Annotated in this window: 7 protein-coding genes; all 7 read right to left on the reverse strand. The window is 66.7% G+C overall.

Annotated elements, in window-relative coordinates; translation table 11 throughout:
- Positions 1-59 precede the first annotated feature (59 nt).
- From ACIRQY_RS15785 to ACIRQY_RS15815, 7 genes are read right to left on the reverse strand one after another with little or no spacing between them, the layout of a single operon-like run.
- Positions 60-5,594, reverse strand: coding sequence for a hypothetical protein (locus ACIRQY_RS15785; protein WP_403925733.1), 5,535 nt, complete (start codon positions 5,592-5,594; stop codon positions 60-62).
- Entirely contained in the window at positions 5,591-7,249 is a 1,659-nt protein-coding gene (locus ACIRQY_RS15790; RefSeq protein ID WP_403925736.1) for a hypothetical protein, read from the reverse strand. The genes ACIRQY_RS15785 and ACIRQY_RS15790 overlap by 4 nt, the downstream gene beginning before the upstream one ends.
- Complete coding sequence (locus tag ACIRQY_RS15795; protein ID WP_403925739.1) at positions 7,246-11,550, reverse strand: protein kinase; 4,305 nt, start codon at positions 11,548-11,550, stop codon at positions 7,246-7,248. Before ACIRQY_RS15795 ends, ACIRQY_RS15790 begins: the two co-directional genes overlap by 4 nt.
- Complete coding sequence (locus tag ACIRQY_RS15800; protein ID WP_403925742.1) at positions 11,550-12,974, reverse strand: restriction endonuclease subunit S; 1,425 nt, start codon at positions 12,972-12,974, stop codon at positions 11,550-11,552. Before ACIRQY_RS15800 ends, ACIRQY_RS15795 begins: the two co-directional genes overlap by 1 nt.
- Positions 12,971-13,612, reverse strand: a complete 642-nt coding sequence (locus ACIRQY_RS15805; RefSeq protein WP_403925745.1) for a hypothetical protein — start codon at positions 13,610-13,612, stop codon at positions 12,971-12,973. The genes ACIRQY_RS15800 and ACIRQY_RS15805 overlap by 4 nt, the downstream gene beginning before the upstream one ends.
- Positions 13,609-14,895: an AAA family ATPase gene (locus tag ACIRQY_RS15810; RefSeq protein WP_403925748.1), complete on the reverse strand. Its 1,287-nt coding sequence runs from the start codon at positions 14,893-14,895 to the stop codon at positions 13,609-13,611. The genes ACIRQY_RS15805 and ACIRQY_RS15810 overlap by 4 nt, the downstream gene beginning before the upstream one ends.
- On the reverse strand, positions 14,892-17,090 hold the full coding sequence (locus tag ACIRQY_RS15815) for a restriction endonuclease subunit M (protein WP_403925751.1): 2,199 nt from the start codon (positions 17,088-17,090) through the stop codon (positions 14,892-14,894). The genes ACIRQY_RS15810 and ACIRQY_RS15815 overlap by 4 nt, the downstream gene beginning before the upstream one ends.
- Between the last annotated feature and the right edge of the window lie 234 nt (positions 17,091-17,324).

Raw genomic sequence — 17,324 nt, forward strand, 5'->3', positions numbered from 1 at the left:
CCAGAACCTTCCGGCCATGCCCGTCCGGGACGCTGAGATGCCCCAGGCTCTACTCCTGTCTACGAACCGGACGCCGTCTTCGTCGCTCCTCCGTGCCGGGTCACCCGCGGACGGAAGGCGAGCTTCACAGCTCCCGTCGCAAAGGCAGGATCCGTCGCCTTGCCCGACCAGATGTAGCCTTCACCCGGAGCAAGACGGGCGAGCTGTTCCGAACTCAGGCTGTTGAGGGAAGCGTTTGCCTTCTGGAGGTGCTTGAGCCAGGCGGGCGAAGTGACCTTGTGCAGGATGATGTGGTTCGACAGTTCGATCAGCGAGACCGGAACGGACGGCGGGTCCTGACTGGCGACGAGGACGCTCATTCCCTTGTGCCGCATCTCGCGGACGGAGGACACAAGCCCTGAGACCAGGTCCTGGTTCGCCATGTACTTGTGGGCCTCGTCGAAGACGACGAGCTTGTTGAACCGCCGGCTCTCCTGGCGCGCTTCGGCGAACAACTGCATGAGCACGACGAACAGGCCCAGGGCCTCGTCCTCGTCGATGAAGTCGTCTCGCAGGTCCACAATGATGAGGCGGCCGGGACGGACGAGGCTCTTCAACGCGGCAGAGTCGTCGATGTACTGCGAGGCCAGCTTGAGCCGTCCGTGTGCCTGCCGCTTGAGGTGGTCCGGCATGTCGGAGTCGTCCACTCCACGACGGAGAGCAGCCAGGCTGAGGTCGTCCCGGTTGGCGCGCATGATGCTCGTCAGCTGGCGGATGTAGGTCGACTGGTTGCCGACCGCCCCCATGAGGAAGCGCCAATGGGCCGCCTGAAGTTCGGTGGAAGCGAACTTCAGGGCGTGTACGGAAAGCCCCGGGTACTCCTCGCGGCGCCGTTGAAGATGGGCCTCCGGAGTGACGAGCACAATGTCGTCAAGTGCTTTGGGACTGGCTCCGTACTGTTCCCTGAGCGCCGCCAACTGTTCGGCGTCGTCGTTGGGTGCGGCCATGCTGGTGAACTCCGGCGCGTAGTCAGAGGTCTGGCTGTAGTGGAACACGATAGTGGCCAGCGGGTGGGGCAGTTCGTTCACCGGTGGGCAGGCCAAGGTGGCCATCTCGATGACCGAACCGAGCGTGTAGCTCTTTCCCCCACCTTGGACACCGAAGAGACTGATCGTGTGGGTCTCGTCAAGGTCCAGGGCGACGCTCCTCCCGGCAGCCCGGCCGAGGATGCCGTACTGAGGAGTGGGCCTGGTCACGCCGACGAAGATGGCAGGCACTTCAGCGGCAGCTGGAACCTGGTCAGTGGTCGTGTCGGATTGGGGCGCCGCCTGGTCAGGAGCGTCCACCGACGGCTCGGTATCAGCGAGTGACCCGTTGCTGGGGGTGGTCGGCCCGTCTTCTTCTGTCTTCTCTCCCGGACCGGCATAAACCGCATCGTCCACCGCTGTGGAGATCGCTTCGACGGGCTTCTCGGCGACGGGATCGCCCGGGGCCGACAGCTTCCCTTCGCCGCGAGGCAGTGTCAGAACGAATCGCGCATCCTCGTCGGCCTCGTTTCGGCTTGCCGGCGTCGGACGCGGAAGATCGGTAGGGATGCCGACGACGAGTTCCCGGACCCGATCGAGGCCGATGCGGTGGAACTCGACGCCGCCTTCCTGATCCTGGCCGGTGCCCTTGCTGCTTAGGTCGAAGATCATCCCTGTGCGGGTGAACTCCATCCGGTAGCCCTCGTCTAGGGTGTCCGCGAAGGCCAAGAATTCCCTGTAGCGGTCGGCTTCGAGGGTTCCGTGTCGGAAGGCACGCTCGGCATAGAAACGGAGTACGGCGCCGAGCTCCACGTTCTTGACCGCCCGGTCCACCCGGTCCGGACTTGTGCACTGCGGGTCGAATGCCTCCGCCAGCACGGTTTGGCTGCGCCGTAGCTGCTCCATGACCGTGTCGCGCAGTCGCTGGTGGCTGCTCAGATCGCCGAGCGAGGCATAGCACTTGACCTCGACGAGGTCACACGTGAGCAGACGGCGTTCGGTGTCGATGCGGAACAGCGCGAGGTCGGTGCGCCGCAGCGGCGCTTCCTCCTGCCCACCGCGCACACGCTTGCGGGCATCCCGGTAGAGGTCCTGGTGAGAGTCGAGCGGCACGACGACGCCTGAAGCGAGTTGCCCGCGGGCCTCCAGTACGAGCCTGGCGAGGGCGAGACCGAGTACCTCCTTGCGCTGGTTACGGGCTACGGAGGCCAACTTGAACGCAAGGCTGCCGTTGAGTAGGCGGAGCTGCTCGAAGAAGGTGCGCGTGTGCCGCTGCTCCACGTCCACGCCGAGTTCCCCGGCCGTCGGCCCCAGCAAGGAACGCAGCTCCTCGACGGAATGGGAGCTGACCATGATGCGGTGGCCGAGACCGGACTCTGCCCCCGGGGTGTAGTCGATGACGTACTCGGGGTCATCCTGGTCACCGCGGGGCCGGTCGAAGTACTCGACCCCCAGAGAGCGGTCAACAGTGACGACCCAGTCGCTCACCTCATGGGCGTGGTACAGCAGGGCGCGGTCCGCCGCCTCAAGTGTGAGCGTGAGGCTGGGAGCTCGGTCTTCGCTGTACCCGCCCAGGGCGATGGAGGCCGCGGCGACCGAGATGACATCCGACAGGCGGCCCAACAGTGGCCCGGCTTGATCGTCCTCATCAATGTCTGTTGCCGTGCCGTGGCGCGGTGTGCGCTGCCAGGCGACGAAGCCGCCGCCGCTGAAGTCGCCCTGCTCCTCGATGTAGACCGTGGCCAGATCCTGCACGAGCCCGTGCACAGCGGCTGGAGCAGTGACTCGCGGTGCAGTGCTGAACCGCTCGCCGCCGAATGCGTCCACCAGCACGGTGAGATGTGCTCGGAAGTCCTCCGGTCGTTCGGTGAAATCTGCGGTGGCCCTCACGGCGTAGGCGAGTTTGGGGCGCAGCGTCCCGCCTGTGGTGCTGCGGAAGGCGTCGGCCTCGGCACTGGTGGCGACTCCGCTGTCACGCAGGAGCGCACCGAGCGCTACCCCTGCTTCGGGCGCCTCCGGATCTGTGACGCACAGGCGCACGTCATAGTGGAGGTCCCGGGTCGCGGGACGCTTCTGAAGCGATAGCAGGGCATCGGCGACGAGCTCGCCGCGGCCCGCGTTCACAGCGTTCACGACCAGGGTCCGCACGTAGGGGTGGAGGCGGACATAGCGTTCGATGCGGTCCGCCAGCCCCGTGCCGGACAGGCCGTACTCCTCAGCCCCGCCTCGGGAGTCAGCCGGAACACCGAGCGTCGCTCCGAGCATGCCGAGGAGCCCCCGCGGGTCCTCACAGCCGTCGGGCAGATAGGCGCCCCAATAGGCGGTGAGGTCCTGCGCCGCGACCATCAGGCGCCCGTCGTCCAGGGGGAGAGCGAAGGGGAACCCGAGAGGGCGCAACCGTTCCAGGAGGGAGTCCCGAGCGGGGATCACCAGGGCCTGTGCGCTGCTCCCGTCCGCGGACGAGCCGTTCGCCTCGCGTTGCACCTGCAGGCGCTCGATCCAGGCACGGCCGAGCTCTCCCCAAGTCGCCAGCCATAGGACGCGCTGGGGGTGGGTCGGGGCCGTGATCAGGACGCGGTGCCGACCGCCCAGCCTGTCCCGCAGCGGCACGTCGGCGGTGTCGATCGTCAACAGGTCACGCAGCAGGACAAGTTCACGGGACTGATGGGGGCCGTCGGTGCCACGGACCCGGCGCAGCTGCTCCGTGCACAGCGAGGTGTACGCCGCGGCGTAGGCGAGGATCTTCGGATACAACGCGCTGAGGTCGCACGTTTCCAGGACGGCTGGGCCCGAGGTGGCTGCCTCTGCGGTGACTGGGGCGGTGCTCTGAACAGCGTGGAAGAGCGTTGTGCGGGCCTCCACGAATTCCGCGTAGGCGGTGCGAGCCTCGCCGCCCAGTTCGTCGAAGGCGGGGCACGACTCAGCGATGAAGTGCGCGGTTTCCCCCGAGGAGCCGGCCGACACCAGCCGGTGCCGTCCTGGGCGCTCCGGGGCCGACAAGATCGCCCGCTCCAGTTCGGTGAGGACCGGGGAGAGCCGGATGCCGACCTGGCCGGCTCGACTGAACCGTGCGACGACACCGGAGGCGCCGCTTCTGCCCGAGGCCGCTGGGGTGACTCCGCGCAGTTCGATGCGCTGGGGGTCGCGGCCTTGATCCAGCGCGTCGAACTGGAGCGCCCGCAGTGCTTGCAGAACGCCGGGGTACTGGCCGAGGGAGAGCTCGGGCGGTTCGTCGGAGGCACCGTCCGGGACGACGAAGAAGCGTTCGCTCTCCCCACCCGAGCGGTGGCCGGCCCCCGGCTGGACATCCAGGGGGAAGCCGTTGTCATCGAGGGGAGTAACCCTGACGTAGTGCCAACCCTCCTCCCAGTCCGGCTTGGTGAGCTTGCTGAGCTGCCCCTTGTACTCGCTCTTGGCGGCCTTGGAGACGGAGACGTGAGTCAGCGCGCCGACCGGATCGCCGCTCTCGGTGAAGATTTCGATCCGGAAGCGCTTGAGCCCGGTGATCTTCCGTGGGTCCGGGGTGACCTGGAAGCGCACAGCCATTCCAGGGGTGCCGTTGAGGCCGGCGAGCAGGTACGGCTGTCCGGCGATCAGGTCGAGTGCTGGATGGTTCTTCAGGGCTGACGGATCGTCGCCCGACCGGGGCAGCGGTAGTTCCAGTACCTCGACAGCGACCGGTTCGGTCCGTGACTCCCGGACGTTCCAGTTGCCGAAGGACAGGCCCCAGTTCTCCCGGTCGACGGCGATGCACCGGGTCCAGTCGCGCGGCTCGGAGAGGTCCACAGTAGCGGCGAACTCGGCAAGCCTGCCGGCGAAGGCGTCATCCGCCAGGCCGAGGGAGAGTACCCGCTGACGCGGGGAGAGCGGGGACTCCATGAGCCGCCGCACCAGGCCCGCGTTGCGTTCCACGCGACCGACGACTTCGGCGGGCTCGGCGAAGAGGTCGAAGTCCGGTACCAGCCCGAGCTCGTAGACCCCGGCGCCGGCCGCCTCGGGCAGGTGGTCGGACCGGCGCAATGCCAGCAGGTAGCAGGCACGAGCCCTAGCGCTCGCGGATGTCCAGTCCTGGGCGGTCAACTGATCCAGGAGTGTGGTGATGCCGGGGCGGAGCGCGGCCGGTACATCCTCCAGCAGAGAGGCTGCCAGGCGTTCGTAGGCGTCGGCGACGGACACCTCTTCGAAGGTGGCTGTGCCGAATGAGTCCTCGGCGCTCGCCCGTAGCCCCGGTGGCACGAAGACCAGCAGCGGAGGTGCTGCCGCGTCGGACTCGGAGCGGTTGCGCAGTTCCACCAGCTTGGTGCTGGAGACCTCGACGTCGGCCCGCCCGCCCGGAGGGTATGTGGAGGCGTTCGACTCGCTGGCCAGCAGCCAGACTTCGGCATCTGCCACCGCGCCGCGCAGCCGTCGGACAAGCCGAGCGGCCAGGGCCGCATCCAGCTCGGTGACCCGCATGCAGTGGCCTGTGCCACGGGACCGGAGAACGGATGACAGGCGGGGTGCGAGCAGATTCTCCAGCGCGGCGGTCATCTCCTCACCGTTGGCCTCGACGACGCCGGTGAGTGGCGGCACGGCTCCGATCCGGTTCATCGCACCTCTCCGGATACCGAGGTGGCGCTGCCGACGTGGTAGCGGGGTGTGATGGTCTGGGTCAGGTAGGCGTCCGACATGTCCTGGTAGTAGCCGATCTCGCGGAGCCGGTGGAGGAAGGCGGCGCGGTTCTCCCGCAGCGCGGCTTGGTCGTCGAGGTGGCCTCCGGAGAAGCCGTCGTCATGGGGGAGCCGGTCCACGTGTAGGCCGTAGCGTTCCCGGAGCACGGAAAGGAACTCATCAACTCGCAGGGCAGTCGTGGAGAAGCCGCCGCGGCCGTCGGGCTGCAGCAGGCAGATCTGCAGGAGAACCTCCAACAAGCGGCTGTCCAGGGCGAAGCGTCGCCCTCCCTGTTTGCCGCGGGTGCCCGCGAGCAGTGCCCCTGGGCGGTTCCGCAGCAGCATCGAGTCCAGGCAGTCGGTGAAGTAGCTGCGCCGGTTGGCACCCCGGTAGTACTGGAGTAGTTCGATGTAGACGCTGAACTCGGACAGGCCGAGGGAGGTGAGTTGGCGGACCTCGGAAGGCTGGTCCTCGGGCTTGACCGAGCCGAGGACAACGGCGAGTCGCGCCGCCGCGTACGCCTCGCGCTCTCCCTCGTACCCGCTGCTTAGCAGAGGCAGGAGCTCGGCGGCCGTGAAATACCGCTTGCCACCGGCATAGACGTACCTGCCCCGGCCGACCAGGTATTCGGCGAGGTCGTCCAGCTTCTTGATGGTGTAGGAGGCCTGCACGAAAGCGGGGATGCGGCGGTACCAGGCCTCGGCGCTGCGGGCGGCAAGCCGTGCCGGCCCGCTGTCGGGGAGCCCGGTCAGGTCGGTGAAGAGGTGAGGCTGATAGGTGCAGTGCGCCGCCCCGCCCCGGTGCCCGGTGGCACAGCCGGTGTCAAGCCGCCCGAGTGCGACAGCAGCCGGGACCAGCTTCATCATGCGCAGGTGGTGGAGGGCGAGGTGGAAGGCGAACAGCAGCTTCAGGTAGTCGACGAGTACCGATCGGGGGATCTGCTGTTCGTGCTGAAGCAGCTTGAGGACGTCCTCCGCCAGCAGCTCCTCCTGCTGAGGGCACGGCGGTGCGTAGACGCGGTGCGGCGCTGCGTCGTTGGGGGTGTCGGCGATGTGCCCCTCAGCCTGGGCCACCAGGTGGAGAAGTGCCTGTGTCTCGACATCGGTGGTCACTGCGGATGTTATCCGGCCGGTACCGCTCTCCACGCCGGGGAAGAAGAAGCCGCGGAGCCGGGAGAGGACGTAGTCGCCGGAGCTGCTGTGCTCCAGCATCGTGTATAGCTGTTCGTCGGCGCCGTATGAGCGGGACTGCCGAGAGTTGCGGAAGCGGTATGCGAATCCGTGCAGTGGACGCGGGCCAGCCACCTTCGCCGTGGTCCGGCCGCGCGAGACGAGGTCGAGGAGGTGCGTCTCGACCCAGCGACGGGTGGTGTCGGTGTCCGCGGCGAAGCCGGCGAAACCTTCCGGGTAGTCCCGGATGAGTTCCACGAAGCTGTCGACCGTGAGCTCGCGGTTGCGCCGGAGGCGGGAGGGGAGTCCTCGATGCCACAGCCGCGCGAGAAAGGCCGTCAGGACGCGGTCCATCTCCAGCGCCTTGTAGTCCAGGTAACTGATCCCGGGGTGGCGGAACTCGCGGTCCTTGCCGTTGACGCTCACTGTTCCTCCTCCGTCGCGTCGGGACTCTCGGTCTGCCCTGTCACGTGCACCTCTTCAAGGGCCAGCTGTCCGTCCGGTCGCCGGCTGATCCGATGGAGGTCGTGGCCATGTGCCGTGAGTAGCACCTCTTGGTAAGGCACGGACGCGAGGGTGTTCTTGAAAATGGTGAGGGCCAGTTGGCGGCCCTGGGAGTCGGCCGCTCCAGGGCGGTAGCCGTGCGCGAACCGGTCCAGGAGCTCGAACAGATCCAGACGGACCGTGAGCTCGGACCGGTGCTGTGGCTGTTCCAGGTCCTGGTACCGCAGGACCAGGGCGTGGGGGAATCGCTCTACGTAGCCGTTCGTCCCCAGGGCTTCGCTTGTGAGGGTGAACGCGGCGGACGGGAATAGCCGGTAGCTGCGGATGGTGCCCTGGGGCACGTCGCGGATCTGGAGGGCGAGGTGGTCGCCAAGGCGTCCCGGGTCGGCCAGTCCCTCGCCACGGTTGAGCGCCTGGAGCAGGGTGCCGAGTGCTTGGGACGCCATCTCCGGGGAGGAGAGCAGAGCCAGGAACCGCAGGGTGGACGGGAACGGGAGCATCGCCTCCGCCCGCTCGTCGTTCAGGCTTTCGAAGTAGATCAACCGTCGGGCGGCGTCCACGTAGGCACGGTGGGCGTCGACCTCCGCCGACGCGGCCGAGGCGCCCCGCGAGAGTTGCTGTTGCAGGGACGCGAGGAGTTCGCGGTCGTGGTTTCCGCGTCCGCCGACGGTGACGAGCGCACCGCTCGGCACTCCCTCGAAATCCAGGCGCCGGTCGAGCTGCGGTTGCGGCACTGCGGCCACGTCCGCCTCCCGGAGCAGGGCCAGCAAGCGGTCCCGCTCGCGGGGCCGTCCGTCAATGTCCGGCGTCCGGCCCATGTATGAGGAGAAGTAGAAGCCGTCGAGCCGTTGCTGAACCGTTCCGCGCTCGTACAGCTCGTGGATCTCGGCGCAATCCCGTCCGGATGTGAGTGTGTAGGCGAGTGCCGACCGCAGGTCCCGCAGTGTGATGTGCAGGTCGCCGCGGAGCTGGGTGACTTGGTAGAGGCGGCGCAATCGGGCCCGCACGACCGGTCCGGCGTCAGGATGGGCGAGGGTCTGCGCGTTGTGCCGGGCGTAGCACTTCGTGACGAGGTCACAGGAGTCGCAGGCCTCCCAGCGGTCGGACCGGGCCAGCCCGGCGGCCATGCGCTCGACGATGGACGTGTCCTTCGGCGACCGCTCCCCGGCCCCTGCCAACGGCTCCGTCTGCCGGGCCGTGACATCGCGGAAGTTGAGGTTGACGATGGTCACCGCATCCGACTCCTGCCCGGTGGACAGGAGTTCCCGCAGGCGCGGATAGCGGTCGGCCCGGTGGCTGAGGTAGTCCGTCAACCGGCCCTCGTTGATGGCGATCAGCCGAGTCTCGTGTGCGGTGGGCCAGGCCGACTCGTCTTCCCCGACGTAGGGCAGGAAGAAGTCGTCGAGAACGTCGTCGCTGTCCTGGCCTGCCTCGTCCTGGCTGCCGTCGTGGTTGGTCCGGAAGGCACGGCCGTTCCAGGTGAAGTCCGCACCATTGGGTCGAGGCGACCCGAAGGTGGCGCCGCCGTTCTCGGCGTCGGCCGCGTGGAGCAGGAGCCGCTCCAAGAAGGCTGTCTTCCCATCTCCGGCATTGCCGGTGACGACGACCAGACCGTGCCGGCCCGCGCCCAGCGAGGCGAGGAGTCGCTGGTCCATCGCGGTCTGTACGTAGACCTGGAACCCGGAGGTGTCGAGGCCGCGGGTACCGCGGTTGCTGCTGGTGCTCTGACTGTAGAGGGTCTTCAGGTACCCGACGAACGGATTCGTTCCCGGGACTTCGTCTTCCGGGGTCGGCTGGCCGGGAAGGGCGACAGCGGCGGACAGGGCGACCGGTTCGGCCTTCTGCTCGATGCGCGCCGAGGAGACCCGGTCGAGGGCGTCCAGCATCTCTGCCGCTGAGGCGAACCGCTGGCTGCGCTTGGGAGCGATGGCCTTGAGGATGATTGCCACCAGCTCGGGCGAGACCTGGCTGTACCCGCTGAAGGCTGCTCGAGGGTCGCGCGGTTCCCTTCCAGGGGGCGGGGAGGGCGCACGTTCCCAGGGATAGGCACCGTTGGTCAGGGCCTCGTACATGGTGATGCCCAGGGCGTAGAGGTCGCGCGCGGCGTAGCCGCCCGCATCGGCGGGGATCTCGTCGAGGTCGGGCGGAGTGTAACGGCCCGTGGACTCGTGGTGTCCCTCGCTGGTGTCGGCCGTCTTGGCGATGCCGAAGTCGATGAGTTTGACGCCCTCGTCAGTCCACAGCAGGTTGCTCGGCTTGATGTCGCAGTGCCACACACCGATTTCGTGGATGTGCTTAAGTCCTCGGGCCGTGTCGCGCCCCAGGCGCAGTACGTCGGCCGGGCCGAGACGCTCCTCGGTGATGAGGAAACTGACGTCTTTCCCCTCGACGAACTCGAAGACGAGATACGGGTAGCGGTCGGGCGGAGGCAACAGGTCGACATCGAACAGCTTGACGACGTTCGGGTGCGGGTTGTTCTGGAGTCGCTCCAGGATCCGCGACTCGCGCTTCGCGCGTTCCAACGTCGAATAGGGGTCGCGCAGGATCAGCTTTACGGCCCGGTCGAGGTTCCGCATGGTGTCGAACACCTTGTAGGCGACGCCGTATGTTCCTGGATTGCCGAGACGGTGACGGATCAGCAGTTTCGTGCCGAGCTCGAAATCGGGTTCCAGATGGCGGAAGAAGTCTGGCCCCCGTGCCGCGCCAGCGGCAGGCTGGGGGGCGGGGCCGGCGGATTCCTCAGGGGGAGCGGGCGTGGCGCTGCCCTTGACAATTCGCTTCTCCGGCTGCCGCCCCGCCCCGATGGCCAAGCTCAGCCTGCGGAGGGCCTCTTGGGCGGTGGGTCGGGCCTCGGGATCCTTGGCGCAGAGAAGCTGCATCCAGTGGATCAGGGCCGGACGTACTCCCGCATCCAGCAACTCCCCTTCCGGGAGCGGGCCGTTCGACTCGGCCCGCTGGCTGGTGGAGGCGAAGGGCAGGACACCGGTGAACAGTTCGAACGCCACGACGCCGACCGCATAGACGTCCGAGGCGAAGCTCATCCGGGTCGGGTCGGCAGCACATTCGGGGGCGAGGTAGGCCCACTCGGCGAAGCGCAGCGCCTCGGGACCAACGGTGACCGGCCGGGCTGATGGGCCCTTGGAGTAGTCGAACCCGGTGAGCAGGGCACGCCCGTCAGCCGAGATCAGGATGGTGGACGGGCTCAGCGCCCGGTGCACGATCCGCACGCGCGGACTGTGCACGTAGGCGAGCCCTTGGAGCGCGCCGACGAGGGTACGCAACTTCTGGTCGGCGGACAGGGCGCCGGCGCCGCCGCCGAGGTGCAACCGCAGTGCGTGGCCGGGCACGTCCTCGTAGACGGTGACGAAGGATCGCTCCTCGTCGTCGGCCGCGAAGAAGTCCTTCACGCCGACGATGTTCGGGTGGGCTCTCAGGTTCAGAAGGGCCTCGAAGGCGATCGCGATCCGCTTCCGCGCGGCGAGCCGCTCTGGCTCCGGCAAGTACGGGTCGGCCTGCCGCACGGAGAGCCGCACCGTTCCGGAGCCCGGCGCGTTCGCGAAGGCGTTACGGGCGCGGTACTCGTCGAGAACGTCCACCCCCGGGGCCCGCTCGGTCTCGCTGAGCCGCTCCACCACTGTCCAACTACCGAACTGTTGAGGACCCGAGGGCTTGCGGACCGTGCCCAGGAGAACCTTCAGAACTGCTTCGTCGAGTGAGGCTGACGCCAGGTCACTGTCGAAGCGGCCCGCGGGAACGCGTGTGGCATCGGAAAGGACAGGGATCAGGTCGGCAAGCCGGACGGTGGCGGCGGCATCGCGGCGACCGGACGTGTGGTCGCGCAGCTCCGCGTTGATGTCGGGGAGAACGACCAGTGCATCGGTGTACAGGCGGCCCAGCCGGAGGTCTTGTTGCTCCAACAAGCCCTTTAGCTGGCGGGAGTTGGCCCGGAGTTTCGGAAGCGGCGACCGGAAGGGAGCCCGGCCGGCCGGGTGCCACTGCGAGCCTTCGACATCGATGCGCCCTCGGGTACCCTTCACATCGATCACGTACACGGCGTGGCTGGTCACGACCACGAGGTCGACCTCGAAGAGCTCCCTAGGGTAACGGGCGATCTCCGCGTTGTGGAGGACCGTCCAGTCGGCGGGCCCGTGATCGCGCAGGTGAGCGATCACGGCACGCTCGGCGTCGTTGGCGGGCTCGCCGACAGGAACGATCCTGGCCATTAGGCGGAAGCCTCCTCGATTGCCTTGGTGAGCAGGGACAGAGCCTCATCCTCCAGCACGTCCGCGTGATCGCGGTCCCGGAACGCCTTTCGCACCGTCTCTGTGATCCGCTCACGATCCGTGACGGGGGCGAGCGGGATGGGGAGATGGGCGCGCAGGACATCGTGGATGTCCTGCTGCTTTCCTCCCGCGCTCATCGAGCGAAGTACGCGGAAGGCAGCCTCAGAGCGGAGGAACGCGAAGAGGTACGGACCCGGGATCTCTGGGTCAGCAGAGGTAATGCGCAGAAAATGCTCAGAGTAGGCAAAGTTAAGCCAACTGCCCGTTGCAATGATCGGTCGAGCAAAAACCTCATTTTCGCCTAGCGTCCCCTGGGAAGCAATCAAGATCGACTCATCCTTGGCAAAAACTTCAGGGGAAATTGAAGCTCGTGCCACCCAGCGCCCTTCGGGGCGGAGCCAGAATGCTTGACGCTGGCCGATCAGCTGCACGCCGTTCTCGGAGTTGCTGTCGACTCGCTTGAACCGCGTCCCTCGACTCAACTGCCCGCCTTCGCAGATAGCGCCGAGGGATTTGTGGCCCGTGCTGGCCAGCTTGTCGAGAATTACTTGGGCACGTGGGGCGAAATTAAGCGCCCGAAGGGAGGTCGCGCCGAGTCCCGTCACCGCGAACCCGAGGTCGCGTTTCTTCTTGTGCCACTGGTAGTTGTCCAGTTCGGCGAGCCCGACGCTCTTAAAGAAATCCGTTGTGGCAGCGCGCACGCCGGTTTGGTGCGCGGCACGCAGGGCTGCGGCTTCCTCGACGAGATCGTGGATCTCTTGCTCCAGCTCGCTTTTGAATCGCGGCACCGGGAGGTTCGCGATGTGCTGCGGCTCGATGTGCTTGACAGCGGTCCCATATACGGCACTCTTGACCAGGGCCTCTCCAAAACGGCTGGCCAGGAAGGTATACAGGTAACCGGACGGGATCTTATGCGGATCGGGCTCGACCTTGAGGACGTCCTGCGATGACCAGATCCCGGCCATATCGGGGCGTGCGTAGGAGCGTCGTCCAGCATTGAACCCCGAGCAGGAGATCAGCGTCATGCCGGGCTTCAGCTGAAGGTACGACAGGCGTGCCGACTCCGCATCAGTCTGCCGCAGCAGGGGCAGGTTCGACAGGTCGAGGACCTGCATGTCCTTGCTGCCGAGGAAGGGCACGCCGTGATCGCGGTCGAGTACGTAGATGCGCCGGAACATCGGCCCGTTGAACAAGCCTCCGTTGTGACCAGTTGTCAACTCTGCAAGTGGAGTTGCTTGAGGCAGCTTCTCGATGAGCTTGCGCGTCTCCAATGCACCCGACAGGTACGTCCCAGCGTCAAGCCGGAGGCCCTGGTCGGTGAGCCAGGTCGACATCACCGGGTTCTTGTCGCTTGCGATCTTCACGTGCCGTACTCCGGGGGAAACCAGGTCTTCAGGGTCTTTGACAGCAGCCGGTATGCAGGGTCGGTGCAGCCTTTTGCTGACAGCGCACCGGCCCGCCGGAACACGGCGTTGCTCCGGTCCGCGCGCACCTTCCGGTCCCGACGCAGGAACTCCAGCGCCGCCTTGGGGTCGGTCGGCTTGGCCTGGCCCGTCGGCCAGGATGCCGAGCCCACCGCTGGAAGCAATTCGCGCACGGTCCTGCCGCCGCGCTGCTCGGGAATGTTCAGCGCGTGCCCCAACTCCGGTACGTCACGCCAGAACCACACTTCCAGCTCCGGATCGAGTACGAGCACCTCGTGCTGCTCCCACACGCCGTCCAACTGCGCGAGGATGTGTTCCCGGATCGCAGAGGCGCCAGGGCTGCCTTCCCACTGGGCGTCCAGCATGACGACCGCGTGCGTCTCCGTCAGCTCGAACGGCCGGAGGAGTTCACGCGCGGTCTGATAGACCCCGGGGTCTTTGGTCGGCGCGACCAAGACCTGGTGCGTGAACGGGCCGCACCCCAGGCGCAGATGCGGCTTGTCCCGCTCGAAGAACCCTTTGAGGAGCTGCTCCATGCCGCCGTCGGCGAGTAGGAACACCACATGGCGCGCGGTCAACCCAGAACCCCCGCCGCGAAAAGCGTCCCGATGTCCAAACCGCCTCGCCAATCCTTGAGCTGAGGGTGCTGGTTGCCACGTACGACGGTTACCTGGCCGTCCTGACCGATCCTAGCGGCGAGCACGACGTCGAGATCGACGTTCGCCAGCACCAGCGGTGAGTGCGTCGAGACCCAGACCTGGCTGTCGTACATGGAGTTGAGGGACTGGACGACGGTCTCGATCGCACGCGGGTGGATGCCGTTCTCCGGCTCCTCGGTCACGAGCAGCTTGGGCGGATTCGGCAGGTATGGGAGCAACGTGAAGGCAAGAACCCGCAGGGTGCCGTCGGACAGGCCGCTGCTGGTGACCGCGTGCCCGCCCCGGTAGGTGACGTGGAAGTAGGCGTAGCGGTCCTCCTCGCGGACCCGCACCGCGATGTCCTCGATCTGCGGCAGCGCGGTCTGTACGTGCTGCACCCAGGCTCGGTACTGCTCGGGGTGGTTCTGGAGCAGGTCGAGAGCCAGCCACGGTGTATTCCTGCCGTCGCTCTGGAGCACCGGCGCGGCCCCAGGCGCGGAGGCCGTACGCAGCGCCGCCCAGTCCGGGTTGTAGAAGACAGCGTCCTGCTGGAGCAGGTCTGTGAACCACAGGGTGGCGCCGTACTGCTCCCGGTCGTAAGGGAGCGTGGCCAGCGCGAGTTGGTCCGGCTGGACGCGCCGCTCGCCGGAGCCGCTCCTTGTCAGCTCGGGCTGGAAGTGTGCCGGACGGCCCGGCTCCCGGCGGATGACGTAGCGCCAGCCCCGGCGCGGCGCCGTGCGATAGCCGCCTTGCGGGCGCCCCTGGAGCACCGCGCCTAGCTCGGGGGCTCCACGGTGCACGTCGAAGAAGTACAAGTACTCCTCGGCGACATGCAGTTCGCGGCCGTTGAAGATCTCCAGGCGAAGCTCGTAGCGCAGATGCGTGGGCGGGTTCCGGTTCCACGCGCCCGTGGACTCGCTGGCTAGCCGGCGCGCGACCTCCTCATCCAGGGATGCCTCTACGGTGAGTGTGAATTCCTGGCCCCGCCCACAGTGGACGAGCTCCTGCAGGGTGTGGGCGCGAGCAGCGGGCGAGTCGCCTTGTGCGATGAGGAAAGCGTCCGCGATCCGCCGTTGCCGCAGTAGGTCCCCGATCAGACCGGGGATGTCGAGCAGCGTGGTCTTGCCGGAGCCGTTCGGGCCGGCGAGCACGTGGAAGGGATCCAGGTCGACGGCGAGTTTCTGGAAGCAGCGGTACTGGTACGCCTCGATGCGTGTGATCATCGCTGATCACCGCCCAGAATCTCCCGGGCACGCTGCGCAGCGAGCCCGGGGAAGCCGTGCTTCCTGCGGAATTCCCTGTACTTGCGTGCGATGACCGGCAGGTCGTTGTCGATGGCTTCACGGCTTCGGGTCAGTTTGCGAGGCTCCCGCTCCCCTCCCACGTTGACCCACTCGATCTCCTCAGTGGTCTCCATGATGATCTCGCCGGTGGGCTGGCGCTTGTAGAGGGGGTTACCTCGCCGGTCGAAGCCGACCTTCTCGGCCACGGCCATGAACACCGGGTACGGCTCTTCCTTCCCGTGGTGTGCGACATCCCTTTCCTCCTGGGTCTTCTTCTGCAGGAAGAGCAGGGTCGTCAGGATGTTGACGTTCGCGTCGACGACGAACGTCTCGACCGGGAGTTCCACGCTCGCCAGGACGAAGCACTCGTCGAGGATGTAGCGGCGGATCGCCTCATCCGTCGGGCCGGGGTTCGACAGGATGCCGTTGGGCAGGACGATGCCGATCCGGCCGCCGGGTCGGACCCAATCGATGGCGCGCTGGATGAACAGCTGCTCGGGGGCCATCGTCGTGATCGGATTGGGGCTCTCGAGGAGCTCCCCGCTTCCCTTGTCCCTGCTCCAGGAGCGCGCGACTCCCCCTCGGTACTGGTTGAGCACCACGTCGTCGCTGATCGGGATGTCCGCACCGAAGGGCGGGTTGGTGAGTACGACATCGACGCTGCCGAGTGGGAACAGCTTCTGTGCCGTTGCGACTTTGGGGAATCGGTCGCTTCCCTCCGGGAAGGCCAGCGAGTCCATGTGGATGATGTGTCCGGTGGAGTCTGCCAAAGTCATGATGTTCATCGTGGTCGCCCGGACCAGGAACGGGTCAAAGTCGGCACCGAACAGCTGCTCTTCGGCGTACTTGCTCAACTTCTCCCGATACCGCAGCATTTGCTCCTCGGTGTCCGGGAAGCCGTAGGTCCCGTCCTCCTTCTGCCACTTGTGGTGGAAGTGGTTGAGCGTCTCCTGGAGGAAGCCACCAGTGCCGCAGGTGGGGTCGAGGACTTTCTCGTGCTCCTTGGGGTTGAGGATCTCGACCATCAGCTTCACCGCGCCGCGCGGAGTGAAGTACTGACCGCGATCGCCGCGCAGGTTGACGCCGACGAGTTCCTGGTACGCGACGCCCTTGGCGTCGATGTCAGTGGCGCCCAGGTCGTACGGTGCGAGCTCGGCGACGATGAACGCGAGGGCCTTGTCCGAGAGCGTGATCTGGTCGGTGGGCTTGAACAGGTCTCCGTAGACCGACTTTACTTCGCCGAAGAGGCCTTCGATGCGCTTGCGGATCTCGGTGCGCCCCTCGGGTGTGAAGCGCTCGGTCATGCCGACCCGGAACCGGGCCGGCCGCTGGGTGGTCCGACTGATCCGTTCGTCGTACATCTTGGCGAACAGCAGGTAGAGGAACTGCCAGAAGGCGGCGTCCTTGGGCATGCCCTCGTTGCCGTGGATGTAGTTGTGGCACCGGCGGAAAGCGATCTTCAAGCGCTCGGGCTCTGCACGCCGCAGGCGCTGGTGCGAGGCCACCTCACGACTGCCGAGACTCTCGGGAGCGGTGTCCCAGTCAGCGGTGTCGGCGTACTGCGGACCGTAGGCAGGGTGGATGGTCTTGCGGAGGAAGAAGAAGTCAAGCCCGTCTGTCCACAAGCCGTCCGTGCAGAGCGGACGCTCCTCGCCGCCCATGAGGTCCTTCAGCTCATCCAGATCCTTGCGAGCCTGATCGGGATCGCGCAGCTTGACGACGTTCCGCCCGAGCTTAGGCTCCGGCTTGCAGACGACGACGCGACGCACGTTCTCCGGAGTGTGAGCGGCCTTATGAGCAAAGATCGCGATGTCCGCCCTCTTCGTCCGCCTTCGCGTCCCGACATCGGTGACGACAGGCAGTGGGAAGTCGCGGGCCATGTCACCAGGAGAGATGCCATGCTCATGGTATAGGGCACGGGCGGTCCGCTGGCGAACCTGCTCCTTCTTGCTGTCGGTCACCGGCTCACCGGTGATATAGTCGACGATCTTGCCTTCTTCGAGCTGCGTGACAGGGGCAGCCTCGGGGGCGGCCTCCTCGACAGCGGCCACCGCGGCCGTGGCCGTCTCGGCGTCCGGCGTGTCGTCGGCGGGCGACAAGGCCAGCTCCAAGGTCAACTCCTTCATCGCGATCATCACTCCTGCGGTTCTATGCCCATGCATTGTTCCGCCTCATGCCTGGCAGAGCTACGGAGAGCCGAAATCTGCTAAGCGCTCCAACAGAAGGATCTCGCACTCTAAGGCCCCTCACCGACACGGCGACCGCAGAAGCTGTAGCGCCATGTGCTCAGTGATCGACCCAGTCGATCACTCCTGCGGCTGAAGCGGTCGTAACCCCCAGGCGTCTGTCATCACCATGAGCTCACCAGC

This window comes from Streptomyces sp. NPDC101490 (assembly GCF_044767145.1).
Taxonomy (GTDB): Bacteria; Actinomycetota; Actinomycetes; order Streptomycetales; family Streptomycetaceae; genus Streptomyces.